The organism is Streptomyces sp. NPDC104096 (assembly GCF_055584385.1).
Window position 1 is genome coordinate 186,144 of sequence record NZ_JBVJMD010000007.1, and the last position, 19,750, is coordinate 205,893.

The window sequence follows — 19,750 nt, forward strand, 5'->3', positions numbered from 1 at the left end:
GAGGCACGTCGTGTGCCGCGTACGCGGAACGCCCGGCCGGTGATCTCCCGGCCGGGCGTTCCGCGTGGGTCGTGGTCCGCCCGCGGTCTCACGGGTGGCGCAGCCGCCACCCCGCCCAGGCCGACTCGACCATCTCCCGTACGCCGCGCTCGGCGCTCCAGTCCAGCTCCGCCCGGATGCGGTCCGCGGCGGCCACCACGCGCGCCGGGTCACCGGCCCGCCGCCCGGTCACCTTGGGGCTCAGGTCCGTGCGCCCCGTGACCTCCTGGATGAGCCCGATCATCTCCGCCACCGAGACGCCTTCGCCCCGGCCGATGTTGAGCACCAGCCGGGCCGCGGGCTCGGCGGCCAGCCGGCGCGCGGCGGCGACGTGCGCGGAGGCGATGTCCTCGACGTGGATGAAGTCGCGCACACAGGTGCCGTCGGGCGTCGGGTAGTCGTCCCCGAAGATCCACGGCGAGTCGTCGGCCTCGATGCGTTCGAAGACCATCGGGACGAGGTTGAAGACGCCGTCGTCGCCCAGCTCGGGCGTGGCCGCGCCGGCCACGTTGAAGTAGCGCAGCGACGCGGTCGCCAGGCCGTGCCGGGCGCCGACCGCGGAGACCAGCCACTCGCCCGCGAGCTTGGTCTCGCCGTAGGGGTTGATCGGCGCGCAGGGCGTCTCCTCGGTGACGAGGTCGACGTCGGGCATGCCGTACACGGCCGCGGAGGAGGAGAACACGAACCGGCCGACACCGGCCTCGACGGCCGCGTCGAGCAGGACGCGCAGGCCCTCTACGTTCTCCCGGTAGTAGTGGAGCGGCCGCTCGACGGACTCGGCGACCTGCTTCTTGCCGGCGATGTGCACGATGCCGGTGACGGCGTGCTCGCGCAGCACCCGGGCCACGGCGTCGCGGTCGAGGACCGTGCCGACCTCCAGCGGGACGCCGTCCGGGAGCCGGTCCGCGCGGCCGGTGCTGAGGTCGTCGAGGACGACGACGCGCTCACCGCCGTCCGTCATCGCCTTCACCACATGCGAGCCGATGAAGCCCGCGCCGCCGGTGATGAGCCAGGTCATGGGAAACCTTTCTGCACGTCGGCCCCGCCCCGGGACGCGGGGCGGGGCCGACGCTGCGTGTTCGGGTGGCCTCAGCCGCCGATGACGACCCGACGGACGCCCTTCCAGGCCTCCGGGTCGGTCGTACGGCGTCCGTCGACCAGGACCGTGACGTCCGGCAGGTCGGCCGGGGTCAGGGTGCGGTACTCGGCGTGGTCGGCCTGGAGGATCGCGGCGGTGACGGTCTCACCGGCGTGCGGGGTCAGCCCGTGCGCGGCCAGCTCCTCGTCCGTGTACATCGGGTCCGAGACGAAGGGGACCGCGCCGCGCGCCTTGAGCGCCTCGACCGTCGGGAAGACACCGGAGAACGCCGTCTCCTTCACGCCGCCGCGGTAGGCCGCGCCCAGCACGAGCACGTTCACCCCGGTCAGGTCACCGTACGCGGCGGCCAGCAGGTCGACGGCGTACTGCGGCATCGCGGCGTTCGCCTCACGGGCGGAGCGCACGACGGTGGCGGCCGGGTCGTTCCACAGGTACATCCGCGGGTAGATCGGGATGCAGTGGCCGCCGACGGCGATGCCCGGCTGGTGGATGTGGCTGTACGGCTGCGAGTTGCAGGCCTCGATGACCTTCTTGACGTCGATGCCGTTGCTGTCGGCGAACCGGGCGAACTGGTTCGCCAGGCCGATGTTGACGTCACGGTAGGTGGTCTCGGCGAGCTTGGCGAGCTCGGAGGCCTCGGCCGTGCCCAGGTCCCAGACGCCGTTGGCCTGCGGGAGGTCGTCGCGCTCGTCGAAGTCGAGGACCTGCTCGTAGAACTCCACGCCACGGGCCGCCGACGCCTCGTCGACGCCGCCGACCAGCTTGGGGTAGCGGCGCAGGTCGGCGAAGACGCGGCCGGTGAGGACCCGCTCGGGCGAGAAGACCAGGTGGAAGTCCTCGCCCGCGGTCAGGCCCGAGCCCTCGGCCAGCATCGGCGCCCAGCGGGTGCGGGTGGTGCCGACCGGGAGGGTCGTCTCGTACGAGACCAGCGTGCCGGGCTTGAGGCCCTGGGCGATCGCCTTGGTCGCCGCGTCCATCCAGCCGAAGTCCGGGGTGCCCTCGGCGTCCACGAACAGCGGGACGACCACGACGACGGCCTCGGACTCGGCGACCGCGGACGCGGTGTCCGTCGTCGCGCTCAGCAGACCGGCGTCGACGGCCTGCTTGAGCTTGACGTCGAGGTCGTGCTCACCGGGGAACGGTTCGACGCCGGCGTTGACCAGCTCGACGACCTTCTCGTTGACGTCCGCCCCGATGACCCGGTGGCCCTTGGACGCGAACTGCACGGCCAGCGGGAGCCCGATCTTGCCGAGGGCTACTACACAGATGTTCATGGACGGTCGCTACTTCCTTTTCGAACCGCTCTTGGGGGAACCGCTCGGCTTCGAGCCTGCGGATCGGGTCTTCAGCCGCCGGGCGAGAGCCGACCTGACCCGGGAGGCCAGCGACCGCTTCGGCGGGTACAGGGGCGCCGTGGCGATCACCACACGGCCCTTGGGGTTCACCGTCGCCGTCACCCGGTACGGGTCCTCGTAGGCGCCCCAGCGGCGCGCCAGCGGCATGGGCAGATCCTTGCCGCGCACCGGGATCTCGTACGTCGAACCGGCCAGGTCGACGTACGCGCGCACGCCGAGCTTGACCGACTGCCGTTGCAGCGGGATGCGCACCCGCAGCACGGTGGCGGCCCCGTCCTCGGCCGGCCCGGACGTGGACTCGCCCACCACGGCGGGCAGCTCATGGTCCGCGGGCAGCTTCCGGCCGCCGGGCTTGTCCGCCGACTTGGGCATCGCGCCCTGCACGAGCCGCAGCACCGCGCCGTCGGCGTCGCCGACCACCGGCAGCCGCAGGGAGGCGGTGTAGGCGATGCCGTCGCCCTCCTGCTCCCAGTCCGAGGCGAGCAGGAGGGTGCCCTGGGCGAGAGCGCCGGAGACCGACTCCCCGACGACCTCGTAGACCCGGTCGGGCAGGCCGATACGGGGGTCACGGAAGCCAGGGTAGCGGGCGTACGCGCGCTCGCCCTCGACGACGAACGGCGGTGCGCCGTGCTCCTGCTCCGAGGTGATCGCCGCGCGGAGCTCGTCGATCGCGCCGGCCCGGGCCAGCGCGATCCGCACCCGGCGCTTGACGTCCATGGCGTCGCGGATGCCGTCGGTGAAGTACGCGTCGGCGAGCCGGGCGATGCCCGCGCAGATGTCCCGCTGGAGTTCGCGCTCCAGCGCCGGGAAGTCGTCCTGGACGAGCTTGGCCAGCTCCCAGGTGAAGTGCCGGCGCAGCACGGCGTCGCGCTCCGGGCCCGCCTCGATGAGACCGGCCGTGAAGTCCATGATCTCGGCCGTGCACCGCAGCCGGGCCAGGTGGTCGGCCCGGTAGGTGATGTTGCTGGCGTCGCCGCGCTTCACCGCGTAGTAGCAGGTGTAGTCGGCCACCACCGAGATCTTCTTGGCGCGCACGCACGCCTCGATGGTGAACGGCTGGTCGCTGCCCACCGGAAGGTTCTCGGGGAAGCGCAGCTTGTGCTGCTCCACCAGCTCGCGCCGGAACAGCTTGGTGTTGGCGAGGGTCCACGGCAGGGCGGAGTCGGTCAGACCGACGTCCGGGTTGCTCTCCTTGTAGAGAGCCTGGTGGACGTACCTGCCGTTGGTGCCGACCATCTTGCCGACGACGACGTCCGAGCCGTGCTCGTCGGCGCACGCCACCATGCGCTCCAGTGCCTCCTCGCCGAGGTGGTCGTCGGAGCCGATGAAGTAGACGAAGCGGCCCGTGGCGACGTCCAGCGCCCGGTTGCTGGGGGCCGCCGGACCACCGGAGTTCGCCTGGTGGATCACCTTGACGGTGTTCGGGTAGCGCTCGGCGAAACGGTCGAGCTCGGCGCCGCTGTCGTCGGTGGAGCCGTCGTCGACGGCCACGATCTCCAGCCGTTCCAGACCGATGCTCTGCCCGATCAGGGAGTTCAGGCACTCCGTCAGGTACGGCATCGTGTTGTAGACCGCGACGACCACACTGACGTCAGGTGCGGTACTCATGTTTTCCGGCTCCTGGTCTCCATCAGCCGACGGGCGGCTGCGCGCTGGAAGGAAGGACTCGCGAAACGGTGGAGCTCTCGGGCGCGGTGCCCCGCCGGCGGGGGTCCGCCGGCGTGTCGTGCTCAGCTGCCATGGACGGCCAGGTCCTCCGACAGGAGCGAGATGCTGCGGTTGTCCAGGGCCGACTCGAGCACCGCCGCCGCGATCTCCACCGTCCGCGTGCCCTGGCGCAGGGTACAGATGTCGGCGGGCTTGCCGAGCACCGCGTCGCGGAAGAGTTCGTGCTCGACGAGGAGCGGCTCGCGCTTCGGGATGGCGTAGCGGATCATGTCGCCCTCGGAGACGCCGCGGAAGGCCTGCAGGGCCTCCCACTCCGTCGCCATCGCGGCGTTGGAGTGGAACGTCAGGTCGGCGGTGAGGGTGTCGGCGATGAAGCAGCCGCGCTCGCCGGTGACCGAGGTGAAGCGCTCCTTGAGCGGGCTCAGCCAGTTGACCAGGTGGTTGACCATCGTGCCGTCGTCCAGGCGGCCCACCGCGGAGACCATGTCCTCGTGCGCGCGACCGCTCTTGGAGACGGTGTGCGCGGCGATGGAGACGTACTCGCGACCGGTCACCCAGCCGGTGAGGTCGATGTCGTGGGTGGCGAGGTCCTTGACCACGCCGACGTCCGCGATGCGGTGCGGGAAGGGGCCCTGGCGGCGCGTGACGACCTGGTAGACGTCGCCGAGCTCGCCGGCCTCCAGCCGGGCGCGCAGCGAGCGCAGCGCCGGGTTGCACCGCTCGATGTGGCCGACGCCGGCCACCAGACCGCGCGACTCGAACGCCTCGACGAGACGGCGCGCGCCCTCCACGGTGTCGGCGACGGGCTTCTCGATCAGCGCGCAGACGCCGGCCTCGGCGAGCTGCATGCCGACCGTCTCGTGCAGGCCGGTGGGGCAGGCCACGACGGCGTAGTCGACGCCCATGGCGATGAGCTGCTCGACGGTGTCGAGGACCGGAGCGCCCTGGGCGGCACCGAACTTGTCGCCCATCGGGTCGACGACGCCGACGAAGTCGACGCCCTCCAGACCGGCCAGGACGCGGGCGTGGTGGCGGCCCATGGAGCCGAGGCCGACCAGTCCGGCCCGCAGGGTGCGCGTGGCGCTCACAGCTGCTCCCCCAGCGCGTTGACGGCGGACACGATGCGCTCCAGGTGGTCCGCGGACAGACCCGGGTGGACGGGCAGCGAGACGACCTCGGCGGCCGCGCGCTCCGTCTCGGGCAGGTCCCAGGTGCGGCCGGCCTTCTGGTCGGGCTCCCAGTACGGCTTCAGCCGGTGGATCGGCGTCGGGTAGTACACGGCGTTGCCGATGCCGGCCTCGGTCAGGCGCGCCATGGCGGCGTCGCGGTCGCCCCGGACCCGCACGGTGTACTGGTGGAAGATGTGGCGGGCGCCCTCGGCGACGGTCGGCGTCACCACGTTCGGCGCGCTGATGTGCTCGGTGAGGTACGCGGCGTTGGCGATGCGCTGCTCGGTCCAGCCGTGCAGCTGGGTGAGCTGCACCCGGCCGATGGCGGCGGAGACGTCCGTCATGCGCACGTTGGCGCCGACGATCTCGTTGGCGTAGCGCTGCTCCATGCCCTGGTTGCGCAGCAGGCGCAGGGTGCGGGCGACGTCCGCGTCGGCGGTGCTGATCATGCCGCCTTCGAGGCTGTGCATGTTCTTGGTCGGGTAGAAGCTGAACGTGCCCGCGTTGCCGAAGGCGCCGACCGGCGTTCCGTTCAGGGCGGCCGCGTGCGCCTGGCAGGCGTCCTCGACCACGGCGAGGCCGTGCCGCTCGGCGATGGCCATGATCTTGTCCATGGCGGCGGGGTGGCCGTAGAGGTGCACCGGCATGATCGCGGCGGTGCGCGGCGTGATGGCCGCCTCGACCGCGGCCGGGTCCAGGCAGAAGCTGTCGGCCTCGATGTCGGCGAAGACCACGTCGGCGCCGACGAGCCGCACCGCGTTGGCGGAGGCCGCGAAGGAGAACGACGGGACGATGACCTCGTCGCCGGGGCCGAGGCCGAGGGCGAGCAGCGTCAGGTGCAGCGCGGAGGTGCCGGAGTTGACCGCGACGCAGTGACGGTTGCTCACCACCTCGGAGAACTCCGCCTCGAAGGCGGCGACCTCGGGGCCCTGCACGACGCGGCCGCTGCGCAGCACGCGTACGGCGGCCTCGATCTCCGCCTCGCCGATGACGGGCCGGGCGGCGGGTATCAACTCATGGGCGTCGTTCATCGACTCCCCTTCCTTCATCAGTGACCTCTAGGGCGCACCACGTCGTGCACGGGTCGGGAAGGGACGGTGTCGAGCGTTGCGCGTCCGCATCCCTGGAAAGTCCGTCCACCTCTGTCCTTGCTGCGGCGAACGTCTTCCACGAGGCCCTGATCCCGGGTACCTCGCGTGGTCTACGGCCCACATGTCACCAGTTGCCGAGTCCACCGTCACGTTACCAGCAGAGCTGCAAATCTTTTCCTCAGAGTTACTACAGGGAAACCCCTGGTTGAGGTGCTATCCATCACAAGATTCACCCAGCGTTACCAAAACGGCCCCCGAATGCAACCAACGACAAATCGAACGGCAAAGGAGCGCGGGACACCGAGGCCTCGGCGTCCCGCGCTCCCGTGATGCGCTGCGGGATCAGTCCTCCGTCGTCGCCGAGACGGACGGCGAGGACTGCTCGGCCGCCACCGTCGTCTTCTTGGCGGCGGTCTTCTTCGCCGTCGTCTTCGCGGCCGTGGCCTTCTTCGCCGTGGCCTTCTTGGCGACCGTCTTCTTGGCCGTCGTCTTCTTGGTCGCGGCCTTCTTCGCCGTGGCCTTCTTCGCCGTCTTGCGGGCGGCCGCCTTCTTGGCCGGAGCCGCCTGCGCGGCCTCCTCCTCCGGCTCGGCCTCCGCGCCCGCCTCCACGGCGGCCTCCATGGCGGCCTCCGCGGCGGCCTCTTCGGCGGCCGGGACCTCGGCGACGAGCGTCTCGTCCGCCGGGCCCGACGCGACGACCGTCACGGCCGCCTCCTCGGACGCCGTCGCGGCGGTGGCCTTGCGCACCGCACGACGCCGCGGACGGGCCGGAGCGGCGCTCTCGGCGGGCGCCTGCGGCTCGGGCTCGGCCTGCGCGGCCGGCTGCTCCGCGGGAGCCTCCTGCGGGGCGGCCTCGGCGACCGTCACCACGGCGGCCTCCGCCCCGGCGGGCGAACCGGCCGGCGCGGACACCTTGCGGGTGGCGCGACGGCGCGTACGCCCCTGGGGCGCGGCCTCCTCGACGGCCGGGGCCTCCGCGGCGGGGGACTCGACGACCGGGTCCTCGACCGCGACCGGCTCGGCCTGCGCGACGGCGGCCGGCTCCGGCACCACCGGCGACTCGGCCACGGCCGCGAACTCGGCCTCGGCCTCCTCGGCCTTCGGCTCCTCGCCCCGCCCGTTGCGGCCGCGCGGCGCACCGGCCGGGGAAGAGGCCCGCCGGCTCGTCCGGCGCCGGGAACGGCCGCGGCCTGCCGCGGCCTCCGCCTCGGCGATGCTGCTGTACAGCTCCTCGTCGGGCGCGAAGTCGGGCGCGGGCAGCGCGATCGGCTCGGCGACCTCGGCGACGACCTCCGCCTCGGCCTCCTGCTCGGCCTCCTGCTCGACGGTGTCGAAGGCGACCGTCTCGTGCTCGTGCTCGGGGATCTGGCCGTCACCGCCACGCCCGCGCTTGCGGCGCTTGCCGCCGCCCCCGGCGGAGGTCGGCTGCTCCATGTGGACGATGACACCGCGCCCGTTGCAGTGGACGCAGGTCTCGGAGAAGGACTCCAGCAGGCCCTGGCCGACCCGCTTGCGGGTCATCTGCACGAGGCCCAGCGAGGTCACCTCGGCCACCTGGTGCTTCGTACGGTCCCGGCCCAGGCACTCCAGCAGGCGCCGCAGGACGAGATCGCGGTTGGACTCCAGGACCATGTCGATGAAGTCGATGACGATGATGCCGCCCAGGTCGCGCAGCCGCAGCTGGCGCACGATCTCCTCGGCCGCCTCCAGGTTGTTCCTGGTGACGGTCTCCTCGAGGTTGCCGCCCTGACCGGTGAACTTGCCGGTGTTGACGTCGACGACGACCATCGCCTCGGTCCGGTCGATCACCAGCGAACCGCCGCTGGGCAGCCAGACCTTGCGGTCCAGCGCCTTGGCGAGCTGCTCGTCGATCCGGTAGGTGGCGAAGACGTCGACCTCGGAGGTCCACCGCGACAGCCGTCCGGCCAGGTCGGGCGCGACGTGCGAGACATAGCCGTGGATGGTGCCCCAGGCGTCGTCGCCGCTGACGACGACCTTGGAGAAGTCCTCGTTGAAGATGTCGCGCACGACGCGGACGGTCATGTCCGGCTCGCCGTACAGCAGGGTCGGGGCGTTGCCGCTCTTCGCCTTCTTCTGGATCTCCTCCCACTGCGCCTGGAGCCGCTCGACGTCACGGCGCAGCTCGTCCTCGCTCGCGCCCTCGGCGGCGGTGCGCACGATGACGCCCGCGTCCTCGGGGACGATCTTCTTGAGGATGGTCTTCAGCCGGGCCCGCTCGGTGTCGGGCAGCTTGCGGCTGATACCGGTCATCGAGCCCTCGGGGACGTACACGAGGTAGCGGCCCGGGAGGGAGACCTGGCTGGTGAGGCGGGCGCCCTTGTGGCCGATCGGGTCCTTCGTCACCTGGACGAGGACCGACTGGCCGGACTTCAGGGCGGCCTCGATGCGGCGCGGCCCGTTGGCCATGCCGAGCGCCTCGAAGTTGACCTCACCGGCGTACAGGACCGCGTTGCGGCCCTTGCCGATGTCGATGAAGGCGGCCTCCATCGACGGCAGCACGTTCTGGACCTTGCCCAGGTAGACGTTGCCGACGTACGAGGTGGCCTGCTCCTTGTTGACGTAGTGCTCGACGAGCACGTTGTCCTCGAGGACGCCGATCTGGGTGCGCTCACCGCTCTGGCGGACGACCATCACGCGCTCGACGGCCTCACGGCGGGCCAGGAACTCGGCCTCGGTGATGATCGGCACGCGTCGGCGGCCCTGCTCGCGGCCCTCCCGGCGGCGCTGCTTCTTGGCCTCCAGGCGGGTCGAGCCCTTGATGGACTGCACCTCGTCGGACGGCTCGGCGGGCTTGCGGGGCTCGCGGACCTTGACGACCGTGCGCTCGGGGTCGCTCTCGCCGGACTCGGCCTCGGCCGAGGCGTCACCGGCGCGACGACGACGGCGACGGCGGCGACGGCTGGTGGAGCTGGAGCCGCCGGCCTCCTCGTCGTGGGCGTCCTCGGACTCCTCCTCGGCGTCCTCCTCGGCCTGTTCGGCGGTGTCCTCGGCGTCCTGCTCGGCCTGTTCGGCGGCGAGCTCGTCGGTGTCGGCGTCCCCGGACTCGCCACGGCGACGGCGGCGTCCGCCGCGCCGGCGGCGACGGCGCGAGCCGGTCTCCTCGGTCTCGTCGCCCTCCTCGCCCTCCTCGGCCTCGACCTCGTCGGTCTCCTCGGTCTCGTCGGCCTCGCCGCCGTCGTCGCGGGCGGTGACGCCGGTGGCCGGGGCGGCCTCGGGCTCCTCGGGGGCGGCGCCCCGGCGGCGGCGACGGCGGCGCGGACCGGTCTGCTCCTCGGCGGGCGCGGCGGCCTCGGCCGGCTCCGCGGCCTGCGTCGTCGCGGCGGTCTCCTCGGCCTCCTCGGCCTGCGCGATCTCCTCGGCGGCCTCGGCGGCGGCCTGGGCGGCGGCCCGCTCGGGCGTCTGGAACCGCGGCTCGGTGAAGACGGGCGCCTGGAACACGGCGACCGCGGGCCGGGCGGGCCGGCGCGGGGCGTCGGACTCGGCGGCCTTGGGCCTCGCGGGCTCGGAGAACCCGATCGCGGCCTGGCGCACGACACGGCGGCGCGAACGGCGCGGACCGGCGTCCTCCTCGGCCGGCGCCTGCGCGGCGGGAGCCTCGGCGGCGGGCGCCTGCGCGGCGGCCTCGGCCGGGGCCTCGGCAGCCGTCCCGGCGCTCTCGGCGGGAGTGGTCACCCGGCGGGTGGCGCGCCGGCGGGCCCGGCGCGGAGCGGCCTCGTCGGCGGCGGACGCCTCCGGCTCGGCACTCTCCGCGGCCTCGGCGGCCGGGGCGGTGGTCTCGGCGGCGGGAGCGGCCTCGGCCGGCTCGACGGCGGCCGGCGCCTCGGCGGGCGCGGAGACCCGGCGGGTGGCACGCCGGCGGGTACGGCCGACGGGCTCGGGCTGCGCCTCGGTCTCGGCCTCGACGGCAGCGGCGGTCACCGGCGCGGCCGGCTGCACGATCTCCTCGGCCGGCGCGGAACCGGCGGGCGCGGTCACGCTGCGCGTGGCCCGGCGGCGGGCGCGGCGCGGCGCGGGCTCCTCGGCCGGCGCGGCGGTCTCCACGGCCTCGGCCGCGGCGGTCTCGACGGCCGGCTCGGCCGCGGCGGGTACGACGGTCTCGGCGGCCTCGGCCGCGGCCGGAGCTCCGGCGGGCGCGGACGCACGGCGCGTCGCACGACGGCGGGGGCGGGCGGCGGGCGCGGCCTCGGGCGCGTTCTCCGCGGTCTCGGTCTCTGCGCTCCCGGACTCCGCCGTCACGACGACCACCTCGGCGTTCTCGTCGTCCTTGGCCTCCTCGGCCACGGATTCTGCGGCTTCTTCCACGGTCTCGACGGCCGGTACGACCGGCGTGGCGGCCTCGGCCGCCTCGGCCGCCGCGGTCGGCGGACCGGCCGGGCGGGAAGCCGCACGGCGCCGGCGGCGCGGCGGCAGGGTGTCGCTGGGGGTGTCGGATGCGGAATCCTTCACGGACTCCGTCGATTCGGTCGGTTCGAGCATGCGGGCGTTTCTCCCGTCAAGGCTCCCGGGCGCCGCGCCTGGTCCGGCGTCGACCATGTCGATCGCCGTTGACGTCCGCGGCTCGCGCAGTGCGCAAGGGCCGCCGTCCGGGGCGCGGGCGCCGCACGGGAACTCTCTGTGTCCTGTCTCGCCGGTTCCGTACGCCGAATGCGTACGGCCTGGCGAAAGTCTTGTGGTCGGTGCGCTGCCCGACCCAGGTGGCTCCCGAGTACGAGGGCGGCGCTACGACGTCCGTCCCTTCGCGGGACCTTCCCTACAGCGGCGCCTTCGCGGCGGCAGAGGCGCCGGCCGTGGGGGGCTCGGTCGCTGCTGCCTCGCGGTCGGGCGCGAGCGGGTCGGTCACCGTGCCGGTCTCTTCATCGAGCAGCCCCTGCGCCAGCCTGGTCACCGCTGCGGGGACCGGCGGCGCCAGGTCGGCCACGGCGCGGAGACCGGACAGGACGTCGTCGGGTCGAACGGCAGGCGTCACGTGCCGAACAACCAGGCGCAGTATCGCACAGGGCCGGTCGGTAGGCCTATCGGCCTGTGCATCGTGCGTTTCCACGCTCTCCAGGCTCGCGACCGCCGGACGGGCGTCGAAGGTGCGCATGCCGTTCTTGGCCATGCGCTGGACCTCGACGGTCCCGGCCGCGTTGAAGGCCTCGACCGCACGCTGCGCGTCCGCCGGTTCCACGCCGTCGAGCAGCAGCTCCCACACGGAAGCCGTCAGCCGGTCGGCGAGTCCCGACGTACGCGCCTCGACCGCGTCGACGATGTCGAGCCCGTCGGGCAGCGACTCGTCGAGGAGGGCGCGCAGCGTCTGCGGATCGCGGGTCGCGGCGAGCGCGATCTCCAGGTACTCCGCCTCACTGCCGGTGCCGGTGGGTGCGGCATTGGCATACGACACCTTCGGATGCGGCGTGAAACCGGCCGAGTACGCCATCGGCACCTCGGCACGGCGCAGCGCACGCTCGAAGGCGCGCTGGAAGTCACGGTGGCTGGTGAACCGGAGGCGGCCGCGCTTGGTGTAGCGCAGTCGGATGCGCTGCACCGCGGGTGCGGGCGGCGGGCCTTCGGGCTGTCGCTTGCCCAGTGTCGTTCAGTCCTTCGTGAGAGCCGTCGTACTGCTACCAAGAGTACGTGTCTCGCGGCCCGGGGGTTCCCGCCGGGCCACCGCTTCCGGCCGCCGGGGCTCGCCGAAGAGCGCCCGCCGGACGTCGGCGCGGGTCTGCCGCACCGAGTCACGGGCGGCGGCCAGCGCCTGGCGCACCGGTTCGCGGACGGCGGCGTACGTCTGCCGGACGGCGCGGCCGACCTCGCGCGCGGCCGCGGCGGCGGGCCGCAGCACGGCGTCCCGGAGGAAGTGCCCGACCGGGGTCAGCACCGACCGGTACGCCCGGCGGACCGGCTCCACGAAGATCCACCGGAAGAGGGTGCCGAGCAGCCGGCCGACGGCGAGGGAGAGGCGTCCGGCGATCCGCCAGGCGTGCCCGAGGGCGTCCCCGACCTCGCGGGCGACGACGGCGAGGAACCGGCCGACCGGGCGGAGCACCCATCGCCACAGGGCGAGGACGGGCAGCACGAACAGCACCCGGGCGATCCAGTACAGGCAGAACCCCGTCCCGGCGACGACCGCGCCCGCCAGCCGGGCGATCATCCGCCCCACCGGGGCGAGGATCCACGTGTACGTCCACACCGCGGGCACGACGACCAGGTACCGCAGGAGCCACGCCGCGCCCGCGCCCACCCCGGCCGCGAGGGCGGCCAGCACGAGCCCGGCCCCCCGCAGCACCCACAGTCCCGCACGTCCGACCGGGGTCAGCGCCTTCGCGTACACCCAGGCCGCCGCCGCGACCGTCCCCCGCAGCAGCCCGACGAGCGCACGGCCCATCGGCGTCAGCAGGTACCGGTGGCACCACAGGGCAGGCCCGACGACGAACGTCCTGCCGAGCCGGGCGAGCAGGTTCCCGAGCCGGGCGAGCCCGGCGGCGAGCAGGCTCCCGGCCCGGGCGAGCCCGGCGGCGACGGGTACGACGACGTACCGCCACAGCCCCACCGCCGGCCACACGAACAGCACCCGGCCCACCCACAGCAGCGCCTGGCCGAGCGGCCGCAGGACGGTACGACGGAGGAACCGCCCGCCCACGACGAGCGCGTCCCACGCCATCCGCACCGGCAGGACCAGCACGAGCACGACGATCCGCACCGGGATGCGGATCGCGACCACGAGGCAGCCCTCGGGGTCCTGCTGCCGCTGCGGCACCCCGCGCGCGGACGGTTTCTCCAGCTCCATGCGTGTACAGACGCACGAGAGGCCCGTACGGATGCCGTCGCACGGCCCTGCATGTCGGACCGGCCCGGACGGACCGGGGCGGCTCCCCGCGTATCACCTGCGCCGGGCGGACTTCCCGGCGCGCGCGGCCTTCGGTCCGCGCGCGGAGGCGGGCGCGGGTACGGCGACGACGTGCGCGGCGGAGAAACCCCGGTTGATCTCCGTCTGGTCGCGGATGGCCCGGGGCAGGTCCGGCATCGCGAGCAGCCGGTCGCACGCCCGGACGGCGTCGGCGTACTCGCCCACCCAGTAGGCCGTGATGGAGAACTCGAAGAGCAGGCCCCAGCGGTACACCCAGGACCTGGTGAAGAGCAGGTCGTCCGGCTCCGGCCGGCCGACGACCTGGGACAGCAGGGCGTGGGCGGTGCGGTAACGGCCCTTCAGACGCAGCCGTGACGCCAACTCGTAGCACGCTTCGAGACGTTGGGGGCGGGACTCCCAGGCGCGGGAGAAGGTGTCCATCGCGCCCGGCCAGTCGTCGGTGCGCTCCGCCCGGAGCTGGCCGGCCTCCAGGAGCGAGCAGTAGACCTCCTCCGCCCAGCCCCCCATCGCGGCCCGCCGCTCGTACAGGGCGATCGCCTCCTCGCTCTGCCCGCGGTCCCGTTCGGTGTTGGCCAGGTAGAAGACGGTGCGCGGGTTGTCGGGGTCGCGCGCGAGCTCGGCCCGCAGCAGCCGGGCGTCGCGGTCGAACTTGTCGCTGCGGCAGCCGCCGTCGGCGTGGTCCTCGATCACCAGCGCGTCGAGGTTCTCCTGCCGGTCGGGCTCGTCGGTGCACGGGTACTCGTGGGTGACCCCCTCGTAGCGCCAGGCCCAGTCGCCCCGCATGAGGTGCTTGAACCGGTGCTGGGTGCCGGGGGTGTCGTAGCGCAGCATGTACGAGCCCGCCGTCAGCCGGGGCAGCGGGGCGTCCTGGCGCATCACGTGGTCGGCGTCGAGGGTGAGGATGTAGTCGGCCCGGCCGCGGGCGTGCTGGATGTTCGCGGTCCGGTTGTGCCCGAAGTCGACCCAGGGCTCCTCGCGGAGTTCGCCGGGGATGCCGTCCAGCACCTTGCGGATCAGTTCCTGGGTGCCGTCCGTGGAGCCGGTGTCGGAGATCACCCAGGTGTCGATCAGATGTCGTACGGAGCCCAGGCACCGCTCGATCACCCGGGCCTCGTTCTTGACGATCATGCAAAGGCAGAGCGTCTGCTGCTTCACGGCTTCACCTGTCCGTCTCCGTGCGGGTCCGTCCGCCCCCGCCTCCCTGTGGACGTCAACGTGACACAGCCGCCGCACACCGCCGTCGCTCCACGCGGAGGCCGCCCGCAACGCTCCCCGAACGGCCGCGTTCCAGGCCGGACGAGTGACCGCGGGTAAACAGTGCCCCATCCGAATGCATGGATTAGTCCGATCCAACGTAAATAAGCGCGTCTCGTCCGACAGTGCGCCTCAAGCCGTCAGTACGCAGTCAAGCTCGCACCCGAGTTCGGTGGATCACCCGAACCGGTTGACACAAGGAGCGCACTGATGAGTCCTGAACACAGGACCCCCTCGCGTTTCGGGCCCGTGGCCCGGATGCGATTCAAAAAGGCGGGCATGCTCGCCTCCCTCACCCTCGTCATGGCGGCCAGCGTGGCCGGCCCGTCGGTAGCGGCGGCCAACAACGTCACCGCTTCCTCGAGGACGTCGGTCGGCCTCGGCGGCGACAAGTGCAAGTCCGACCACAGGTCGCTGCCGGACGAGTACGCGGCCGAGGACGAGGCCATGGGCGGCAACGGCGGCTGCAAGGGACCGACGGGTCCCACCGGCCCCCGCGGCCCGAAGGGTCCCAAGGGCGAGAAGGGCGACCGAGGGCCGAGGGGTCCCAAGGGCGAGAAGGGCGACCGGGGCCCGAGGGGTCCCAAGGGCGAGATGGGCAAGCCCGGACGTCCCGGCCACACTGGCGCCACCGGTCCCACCGGACCCACGGGCCCCACCGGCGCCCATGGTGACAAGGGCGCGACCGGCGCCACCGGCGCCACGGGCGCCACCGGCGCGACGGGTGCCACGGGCGCCACCGGAACGGGCGTCACCGGAGCCACCGGCGCCACAGGTGCCACGGGCGCCACCGGTACCGCAGGCGAAGGCGCCACCGGAGCCACCGGCGCCACGGGCCCCACCGGCCCCACGGGCGCCACCGGAACGGGCGCCACCGGAGCCACCGGGCCCACGGGCGCCACCGGCGCCACGGGTGCCACGGGTGCCACCGGCGGCACCGGCCCGTGCTCCGAGATCGACGGCTTCCAGGACAATCAGGTCTACGAAGTTCGTGTCGCGATCAACGGCACCAACACCTTCGCGGGCATCCGGGACGTCCGCCCCAACTTCGACCACACCCTGCGGTGGACCGACCTCAGCGGCCTGGACGGCTATCCGAACAGCCCGGAGACGGGCGTCGTCTGTGCGGCCTCCATCAATGAACACAGCCAGGGAATGCAGGACCTGGCGGGCATCAAGATCGACGTCATCACGACCGCCGGTCTGGTCTTCGAGACCATCTGCACCGAGAGCAACACCAACGACACCGCGGCAATCCTGACCTGCCCCGGCCCCTGGAACCCCCTGAACTCGCCCGAACCGGGCAACAACAACAACCGCCGCGCGAAGCGCTGACCGATGACATAAAGGGGTGCCCGAAGGATCAGCCGACCCTTCGGGCACCCCTTGCCACACTCAGTGACTGTGCGTCGCACTCCCCGTAGGCTGCTTCACCGTCAGCGGCAGCAGCTTCTTGCCCGTGGGGCCGATCTGGATGCTCGTGTCCATCGCGGGGCACACGCCGCAGTCGAAGCACGGGGTCCAGCGGCAGTCCTCGACCTCCGTCTCGTCGAGGGCGTCCTGCCAGTCCTCCCAGAGCCAGTCCTTGTCCAGGCCCGAGTCCAGGTGGTCCCAGGGCAGGACCTCCTCGTAGGTCTTCTCCCGCGTGGTGTACCAGTCGACGTCGACGCCGAAGGCGGGCAGCGTCTTGTCCGCGCAGCGCATCCAGCGGTCGTAGGAGAAGTGCTCGCGCCAGCCGTCGAAGCGGCCGCCGTCCTCGTAGACCGCGCGGATGACCGCGCCGATGCGGCGGTCGCCGCGGGAGAGCAGGCCCTCGACGATGCCGGGCTTGCCGTCGTGGTAGCGGAAGCCGATCGAGCGGCCGTACTTCTTGTCGCCGCGGATCTTGTCGCGCAGCTTGGTGAGACGGGCGTCCGTCTCGTCGGCGGAGAGCTGCGGCGCCCACTGGAAGGGGGTGTGGGGCTTGGGGACGAAGCCGCCGATCGAGACCGTGCAGCGGATGTCGTTCTGGCCGGAGGCCTTGCGGCCCTCGGCGATCACGTTCATCGCCATGTCGGCGATCTGGAGGACGTCCTCGTCGGTCTCCGTGGGCAGGCCGCACATGAAGTACAGCTTCACCTGACGCCAGCCGTTGCCGTACGCGGTGGAGACCGTGCGGATCAGGTCCTCCTCCGAGACCATCTTGTTGATGACCTTGCGCATGCGCTCGCTGCCGCCCTCCGGCGCGAACGTCAGGCCGGAACGGCGGCCGTTGCGGGTCAGCTCGTTCGCCAGGTCGACGTTGAAGGCGTCCACCCGGGTGGAGGGCAGGGAGAGGCCGATCTTGTCTTCCTCGTAGCGGTCCGCCAGGCCCTTGGCGATGTCACCGATCTCCGAGTGGTCCGCGGAGGACAGGGAGAGCAGGCCGACCTCCTCGAAGCCGGTCGCCTTCAGGCCCTTCTCGACCATCTCGCCGATGCCCGTGATGGAGCGCTCGCGCACCGGGCGGGTGATCATGCCCGCCTGGCAGAAGCGGCAGCCGCGGGTGCAGCCGCGGAAGATCTCCACCGACATCCGCTCGTGCACGGTCTCGGCGAGCGGGACCAGCGGCTGCTTGGGGTAGGGCCACTCGTCCAGGTCCATCACCGTGTGCTTCGACACGCGCCACGGGACGCCGGACCGGTTGGGGACCACGCGGGCGATCCGGCCGTCGGGGAGGTACTCGACGTCGTAGAACGCCGGGATGTACACCGAGCCGGTCTTCGCCAGGCGGAGGAGGACCTCCTCGCGGCCGCCGGGGCGGCCCTCCGCCTTCCACTCGCGGATGATCCTCGTCATGTCGAGCACGGCCTGCTCGCCGTCGCCGATGACCGCCGCGTCGATGAAGTCCGCGATCGGTTCCGGGTTGAAGGCCGCGTGGCCGCCCGCCAGCACGATCGGGTCGTCGAGCGTACGGTCCTTGGACTCCAGCGGGATGCCCGCGAGGTCCAGGGCGGTGAGCATGTTCGTGTAGCCCAGCTCCGTGGAGAAGGACAGGCCGAACACGTCGAACGCCTTCACCGGGCGGTGGCTGTCCACCGTGAACTGCGGGACCCGGTGCTCGCGCATCAGCGCCTCCAGGTCCGGCCACACGCTGTACGTGCGCTCGGCGAGGACGCCGTCCTGTTCGTTGAGCACCTCGTAGAGGATCATGACGCCCTGGTTGGGCAGTCCGACCTCGTAGGCGTCCGGGTACATCAACGCCCAGTGGACGTCGCACGACTCCCACGGCTTGACCGTGGAGTTGAGCTCTCCGCCGACGTACTGGATCGGCTTCTGCACGTGCGGGAGCAGAGCTTCGAGCTGCGGGAACACAGACTCGGCAGCCGCGGCGGTTTCGGTAGGCATCTCGCGAACCTTCGTGAGCTGGCTGGGGCTACCCCCGGCCGGAGGCTGGGGGAGGGTGGCCATCAAGCCTAACGCGGACCGGGAGGTCCCCCGTACGCTCAGACGGCCGCACCCTCCTTGATCCCCTTCCAGGCCCCCGGCAACTCCCGCTCCACGTCCGCCGCCCGCCGCTCCTCGCGCCCGTAGAGCACGCCGTAGGTGAAAGAGCTCTCACCCGCCGCGTGCGCCACGGCGGACAGCTCGCGCAGGGTCTGGCGGGCCATGACGCTGTCCTGGTGGTCGCCGAGCCCGGTCTGGAGCGCCTTCATCGACTTGACCAGGACGGACGCCGGGCCGCCGAGGGCGGGTACGGCCGTCTCGGCGGCGTACCGGGTCCGCTTGGCCTTCTTGCGCGCCTCGTGCAGGGCGAGGTCCCGCTCCTGGCCGGGCGCCAGCCCGAGCGCCGCCTCGACCAGGGCGTCGACCCTGCCAAAGTCCTTCCGTACGGCCTTGGCGAGCGTCGGACCGGGCTCGGCGGCGGCCGCCTTGCGCAGCGGCGGAGCGGCGACCAGCGCGTCCAGGGTGTCGAGCAGTGCCAGATACCGCTTGGAGTCCAGTACGCCGATGAGCCGGCGGCGCGATCCGCCGCGCCGGGCGCGCGCCCAGGTGCGCAGCCTGGTGCGGACCGGACCGGAGAGCAGGGTGCGGGGCAGACCGTCGAGGGCGGCCGTCAGGTGGTCGGTGAGCACCTCGCGGTCGCGGTCCACGCCCAACTCGCCGGCGAGCCACTTCAGTTCCTCGCCGATGGGGTCGGTGACCGCGCGGTCGAGGATGTTGCCGTAGGAGCGGAAGGCGCTGCGCAGCCGTCGGGTGGCGACGCGCATCCGGTGCACGGAGTCGAAGGCGTCCTGGCGGACGGCCGGGTCGAGGGCGACGACCGCGTCGCGCTGGGCGGTGACGTAGGCGAGGACGTGGTCGCCGGCCGTCACGGGCGCGTCGGGCGGGTTCCCGCGCCCGGACCGCGGCATCGCGGCCGGGCCGCCCTTGGCGCCCTTGCCGTTCTTGCCGTTCTTGCCCGTCGCGGCCCGTGGGGCCGTCTCCGCCAGGGCCCGGGCCAGCTTCGACGTCGACTTCGACGGCCGTACGCCCGCCCTGCGCAGGCGCTTCTCCACCGTGTCGAGGAAGGCCGGGTCGCCGCCGTCCGCGAGCTCCACCTCGATCTCGGTCCACTGGGCGCTGCCGCCGCCCCCGAGGAGCCGGTCGGCGCGTACGGCGTCCACGCCGGCCTCGGCGAGCAGCCGGCCGTCCGCGTCGACGAGGTCGCGGACATCGCGTTCGGAGCGCAGGCGCACCACGGGCAGCAGTTCGGTGTCGCGGACGCGGGAGCGGACGAGGGCGGCGAGGACGGGCGGCACGGTGTCGGCGAGCGGGGCCCGGATCTCGTCCCGGACGCCGGGGGCCACGGGGAACTTCAGGTGCCAGCCGGCGTCGGAACCGCCGGTGCGGCGGCGCAGGGTGATCGAGGCGGCGGCCAGTCGCAGGTCCGCCGTGTCGTAGTAGGTCGCGTCCAGGTGCGCGACGCCCTTGTCGAGTACGGCCGCGACGCCGGCGACGCCGGTCAGGTCGGGCAGGCCGCTGTCGTCGGACTCGTACTTCCGCTCGATCTCACGCTTCGTGTCCGCCATGAACCGAATCTAGTGCCAGTCGGGGCCGGGCGGCAGAGGGCGTCGAAGGTGAATAGGCGGAGGAATCCGTTCGGCCACGAGGTGAAACGGAACGGGGGCGGGAGCCGAGGCGGGGGCCGGGACGCGGCGACGGCGGGGGCGGGCGCGCTCGCTCCGCCCCCGCCGTCAGCGGTG

General features: G+C 72.8%; 12 protein-coding genes. 1 reads left to right on the top strand and 11 read right to left on the bottom strand.

What is annotated here, in order from left to right; genetic code table 11:
* Positions 1 to 88 precede the first annotated feature (88 nt).
* The 9 genes from galE to ACZ60B_RS11055 form a co-directional block, all read right to left on the bottom strand.
* The gene (gene galE, locus ACZ60B_RS11015) at positions 89 to 1,057 is read right to left on the bottom strand and encodes a UDP-glucose 4-epimerase GalE (RefSeq protein WP_469385696.1); all 969 of its coding nucleotides are present in this window, start codon (positions 1,055 to 1,057) and stop codon (positions 89 to 91) included.
* Positions 1,058 to 1,128: 71 nt separating this feature from the next.
* Positions 1,129 to 2,412, bottom strand: a complete 1,284-nt coding sequence (locus ACZ60B_RS11020; protein ID WP_469385697.1) for a nucleotide sugar dehydrogenase — start codon at positions 2,410 to 2,412, stop codon at positions 1,129 to 1,131.
* A gap of 9 nt (positions 2,413 to 2,421) precedes the next feature.
* Positions 2,422 to 4,101, bottom strand: coding sequence for a glycosyltransferase family 2 protein (locus tag ACZ60B_RS11025; RefSeq protein ID WP_469385698.1), 1,680 nt, complete (start codon positions 4,099 to 4,101; stop codon positions 2,422 to 2,424).
* A gap of 122 nt (positions 4,102 to 4,223) precedes the next feature.
* Positions 4,224 to 5,201, bottom strand: coding sequence for a Gfo/Idh/MocA family protein (locus ACZ60B_RS11030; RefSeq protein ID WP_469385760.1), 978 nt, complete (start codon positions 5,199 to 5,201; stop codon positions 4,224 to 4,226).
* 44 nt (positions 5,202 to 5,245) lie between these two features.
* The gene (locus tag ACZ60B_RS11035; protein WP_469385699.1) at positions 5,246 to 6,361 is read right to left on the bottom strand and encodes a DegT/DnrJ/EryC1/StrS family aminotransferase; all 1,116 of its coding nucleotides are present in this window, start codon (positions 6,359 to 6,361) and stop codon (positions 5,246 to 5,248) included.
* A gap of 402 nt (positions 6,362 to 6,763) precedes the next feature.
* On the bottom strand, positions 6,764 to 10,918 hold the full coding sequence (locus ACZ60B_RS11040; RefSeq protein ID WP_469385700.1) for an Rne/Rng family ribonuclease: 4,155 nt from the start codon (positions 10,916 to 10,918) through the stop codon (positions 6,764 to 6,766).
* A gap of 274 nt (positions 10,919 to 11,192) precedes the next feature.
* Entirely contained in the window at positions 11,193 to 11,969 is a 777-nt protein-coding gene (locus ACZ60B_RS11045; RefSeq protein WP_469385701.1) for a TIGR03936 family radical SAM-associated protein, read from the bottom strand.
* Between the two features lie 48 nt (positions 11,970 to 12,017).
* Positions 12,018 to 13,211: a hypothetical protein gene (locus tag ACZ60B_RS11050; protein WP_469385702.1), complete on the bottom strand. Its 1,194-nt coding sequence runs from the start codon at positions 13,209 to 13,211 to the stop codon at positions 12,018 to 12,020.
* A 93-nt stretch (positions 13,212 to 13,304) separates the two neighbouring features.
* A complete protein-coding gene (locus tag ACZ60B_RS11055) occupies positions 13,305 to 14,447 on the bottom strand; it encodes a glycosyltransferase (protein ID WP_469385703.1) in 1,143 nt (380 codons plus the stop codon).
* A 309-nt stretch (positions 14,448 to 14,756) separates the two neighbouring features.
* Between ACZ60B_RS11055 and ACZ60B_RS11060 the strand changes: the two genes are divergently transcribed.
* A complete protein-coding gene (locus ACZ60B_RS11060) occupies positions 14,757 to 15,881 on the top strand; it encodes a hypothetical protein (RefSeq protein WP_469385704.1) in 1,125 nt (374 codons plus the stop codon).
* Between the two features lie 60 nt (positions 15,882 to 15,941).
* Here the strand turns inward: ACZ60B_RS11060 and ACZ60B_RS11065 are convergent, their stop codons facing one another.
* Both ACZ60B_RS11065 and ACZ60B_RS11070 read right to left on the bottom strand, forming a co-directional pair.
* Complete coding sequence (locus tag ACZ60B_RS11065) at positions 15,942 to 17,912, bottom strand: TIGR03960 family B12-binding radical SAM protein (protein ID WP_469385705.1); 1,971 nt, start codon at positions 17,910 to 17,912, stop codon at positions 15,942 to 15,944.
* A gap of 98 nt (positions 17,913 to 18,010) precedes the next feature.
* Positions 18,011 to 19,576, bottom strand: coding sequence for a CYTH and CHAD domain-containing protein (locus ACZ60B_RS11070; RefSeq protein WP_469385706.1), 1,566 nt, complete (start codon positions 19,574 to 19,576; stop codon positions 18,011 to 18,013).
* Positions 19,577 to 19,750 lie beyond the last annotated feature (174 nt).

Coding starts and splice junctions, on each gene's coding strand:
- ACZ60B_RS11030 (WP_469385760.1), bottom strand. CDS start 5,201: ATGGGCCGCCACCACGCCCGCGTCCTGGCCGGTCTGGAGGGCGTCGAC.
- ACZ60B_RS11050 (WP_469385702.1), bottom strand. CDS start 13,211: ATGGAGCTGGAGAAACCGTCCGCGCGCGGGGTGCCGCAGCGGCAGCAG.
- ACZ60B_RS11065 (WP_469385705.1), bottom strand. CDS start 17,912: ATGCCTACCGAAACCGCCGCGGCTGCCGAGTCTGTGTTCCCGCAGCTC.
- galE (WP_469385696.1), bottom strand. CDS start 1,057: ATGACCTGGCTCATCACCGGCGGCGCGGGCTTCATCGGCTCGCATGTG.
- ACZ60B_RS11060 (WP_469385704.1), top strand. CDS start 14,757: ATGAGTCCTGAACACAGGACCCCCTCGCGTTTCGGGCCCGTGGCCCGG.
- ACZ60B_RS11035 (WP_469385699.1), bottom strand. CDS start 6,361: ATGAACGACGCCCATGAGTTGATACCCGCCGCCCGGCCCGTCATCGGC.
- ACZ60B_RS11025 (WP_469385698.1), bottom strand. CDS start 4,101: ATGAGTACCGCACCTGACGTCAGTGTGGTCGTCGCGGTCTACAACACG.
- ACZ60B_RS11040 (WP_469385700.1), bottom strand. CDS start 10,918: ATGCTCGAACCGACCGAATCGACGGAGTCCGTGAAGGATTCCGCATCC.
- ACZ60B_RS11020 (WP_469385697.1), bottom strand. CDS start 2,412: ATGAACATCTGTGTAGTAGCCCTCGGCAAGATCGGGCTCCCGCTGGCC.
- ACZ60B_RS11070 (WP_469385706.1), bottom strand. CDS start 19,576: ATGGCGGACACGAAGCGTGAGATCGAGCGGAAGTACGAGTCCGACGAC.